We start from the raw sequence: 3,537 nt of genomic DNA on the forward strand, positions 1-3,537 counted from the left end.
GGGATGAATGGGGCGTTTTGTTACTACGAGGCGCTCTTCGTCGTTTGGCGCAATGGTGGTTTCCGTCAAAAAGGCGGGATGTCGCTGAGAGCGACCATATGCCTTTGCCAGCCAATTCACAGGTGACGGAGCGGATTTCCGGGCGCAGATCAGAAATGAATTAGCGAGCTCTCCCGTAAGACCGTTGGCGGCAATACTCTGCCAAGCCAACCCCTCATCGAAGGCGCGTTGATGCGTTTCCTGGTAACCCCATCCGGAATGGGGGAGAAGAAGATCGGCAAGACGTAGTCGCGCATCCACATTGCCCGCATCGCTCAGGATCAAACCCGGGAGCTTGTAGTCGGGAAATGGGTAGAAAAATTCCTGGGCCGGCAAACCAGATTGCCTCAACTTTTTAGCCAGCGCATGACGACCAAATGTCACTGGGTCGCCCTTTCCGTAAAGGCCGTTGATGCCGAAATAAGGCGTACCTAGGTGGTCCTCGCTGCAGCCGTTGAAGTATTTGAGGCCAAGCTGATTCTCGATCGCCAGAATGAGAGCACCATCTTCCTTCAGGAAGGACTGAGCATGCTTCAGGCAGGCCTCGACCGGATCGTCCGAGTTGATGAATTTTGTGGCGTATTCAAGCACGCCAATGAGCGTGACATAGTCGAATTTGTCGGCCGACTCGAAATCTGTGATGTTGTCACGGTAAATTGATACATCAGGTAAATCCCGGCACCGTTCTGCCGCGATAGCCGCTCGGCGTTGGCTGCCTTCCACGGCAAGGACTGTTGCGCCCGTCTCCCCCAGATAACGGGTCATGCTGCCGCAACCACAACCAAGCTCAAGCACCCGTTGTCCCAGACCGATGGCAAAAGGGCGCAAAAGATTGTGGCGTACGGGGGAAAAATGGTACTCGGAGGGCCAGTCCTTGATTGCGGATGCAATTTCAGAGGAGATTACGCTCACGTCCCTCGCAAGTTTGACGACGGAAAAAAGGTAATTTTCAATCTCATCACCGTCTGAGTAAGGAATCGCGACCGATGCCTGATCTGACCAGATTCCTTGTGTTGGATCGAACCGATATTGCTTTGTCATATCACTTGGATGTTTGGTTTCTAGGTAGATTTGTCATTGCGCCGCCTTTTTTTCTTTGAAGATTCGGTAGGCTGGGTTGGGCGAATCGGGAAGAGGCTCAAAGGTGTCCAAAATATACCGATGAATTAGCGGGTGCGTATTCCGGAAGCGCAATTCATCACGACCATCTAGCGGCAGATCAAAAACAAGCACAAATCCAGGCATTGCTGACTTTATTCGCTCGATCTCTGCGCGCTCAAATTCTTGAGATCGAGGAAAAAGCGCATAAATTTCCCACACCGGAGACTTGCGCTCGAGCAGAGAATACGCGCCCGGCCAGACGGGAGTGGCAATGAAGTTTCCTCCATTCTTGGCATATCGGTCGGCTAGACTGCGCAACAACGCAACATCGCTTGCCGTGCCGGAGTCCATCAGCAGATCGCTACCCGAAATTTCCATACTCACACATCGCTTGCCAGCGTGACATTGCCATCCAGGGTGAAATATGTGCATCACCCAAAAGCTTGCGGCACAGAGCACGAGTGCGGCCGGCCACTTGACGATTGCAGTTTGCCCGGCCAGGATTGCAAGGCAACCGATCAACAGGGGAAAAATGCCTAGGGCCAGGTGTCCAACGTCAGCTCGGGAATACGCATAGTGCGCATAGGGGAGCGCTAACATCGACGCCGCAACCAACACGGCAGGTACGGGTCTGTTCTGAAGTTTTTGTCGGACCACCCACAGAATGGATAGCAGGCCGAAAACAATTGTTCCGAGGAAAAACAGGCCGATCAACACCCCACGGGTTGCATCACCAACAGTTGCCGATGCAAGGTCCACTCGCCATGGCCACGGTATCGGAAGGGGAAGGTTAGTGGCATTAACTTCAAATAAAAAGAGAATGCTTTTCCAAAAAGCGAGGGCGAAGCCAGGCACCAGCAATGTCATCAAAAGTACGGGTGTAAAACCAGCCACGACGCCTGCCAGCCAATACGCAAAGTCCTTGAGTATTTCTGGATAATCGGTGCGCTTGATGCTCACCCAGGCAAGAATCCCAATGCTGCCCACAACCCCGTACATTCCGTGATTGCGGCCAAAAACGGCGGCAAGGCCAATGCAGATGCCGGTGAAAAAATAGCGTTTGCGGCTTGGATTCTGGACAAGAAAAGCCAATGCGCCAATCAATGAGATTGACAGCGAAATATCGAAAAGTTTGTGGCGAGGAAACATCCATACCACCAACACGGCAGCTGATAGCAGCAAGTAGAGGCCTGCCTGCTTGCCTGCTGCTTTGGCGGTTCGAGATATCAAAAACAAGCCGACAAATAATCCTATCGCCTGGAAGATGGCCGTCGCACCCCGCAAGGCCATAATGCCATTGTCACCCCAGGTCCGCATGAGTGCCGCAGACCAGTAATACCGGCCTGGATCGTAAGCTGAGAAATCACGGATAGGCACTTCACCCTGCATGACTCTTTGCACTCCGTACCAGAGATAACCTTCATCCCACAAGCTGAACCCCGCCCTGCCTTGCCAAAAGAAAAGGGAAAGAACGACAGAGATGGCCAGAACTGATACTCGGAGGGTGCTTCTATTGCCGGCGGAAACTGGGTGCATTGAGTAGCCCGTGAAATGGTCGGGGAATATTTTCCATCTAAGTCGTACACGATCACATAGTGCTTCTGCCGAAAATCAACATCGGCCCCCTTCCTTCGCTAATTTGGTTATGCCGTCGGAGAGTCAATCCAAAATGTAAAAAGAGGGCCGCATCGCAATGCTGCCTGACGACGTAATTGGATGAGCGATTCGCAGAATGATTGAGTTATAGCGCCTGTCATGGGGGATGATGCCGCTCTCTGTTTCCCCGGCTACTCCGACGGATATCGAATAGTCACCAGCATCCAGAAACGGGCGGAGGCGGAAACAGGCCTTGATACTGTCGCCGGCCTTCTGCGCTGAGACGAAACATTCGGCGCATGACTGAAGCGAATTGATGCTGAAGAGCTCGGCCCCAGAGTCGGCTTTGATCGTCAGGCCGTAAACAGGTTTATTGACAATGGCGTGAAATTCAACCTCGAACTTCAGCTCTATTTCCAGGCCTGGCGAAAAAGCTTTTGGATTGGTGGCTCCATCTTGGACCAAGCAGACATCTTTGATCGTTGCAGCCCGGTCGCCCCAGCGGGTCTCATTGGCGTTGTACGACGAATGTGACGCGAACGGATCRTCTGAAGGACGCCTGTCTTCAGACGGCCTCTCGACCTCTAACGCATTTTTCGTATATCGAGTCAGTGTCTCGGCGGTCTTGCCATCGGCAAGCAGATTGCCGTCATTCAAAAGTAGAACGCGATCGCAGAAATGACCGACTTGTTCGAGAGCATGACTTACCAAGAGAATTGAGCCGCCATTTTTCTGAATCGACTTGATGCGTTGAAAGCACTTTGCCTGAAATTGGGCATCCCCAACGGCCAGCGCTTCATC

The 3,537-nt window shown here is 52.6% G+C and carries 3 protein-coding genes; all 3 read right to left on the reverse strand.

Annotated elements, in window-relative coordinates; genetic code table 11:
* A partial coding sequence (locus AC1D0P_RS23415; RefSeq protein WP_477678931.1) for a class I SAM-dependent methyltransferase occupies window positions 1–1,080 on the reverse strand: 1,080 nt, incomplete at its 3' end.
* A gap of 33 nt (window positions 1,081–1,113) precedes the next feature.
* Window positions 1,114–2,571, reverse strand: a complete 1,458-nt coding sequence (locus AC1D0P_RS23420) for a hypothetical protein (RefSeq protein WP_477678932.1) — start codon at window positions 2,569–2,571, stop codon at window positions 1,114–1,116.
* 228 nt (window positions 2,572–2,799) lie between these two features.
* The coding region (locus AC1D0P_RS23425) for a Wzt carbohydrate-binding domain-containing protein (protein ID WP_477678933.1) at window positions 2,800–3,537 on the reverse strand (738 nt) is incomplete at its 5' end.

Source organism: Polaromonas sp. P1_G2 (assembly GCF_056405515.1).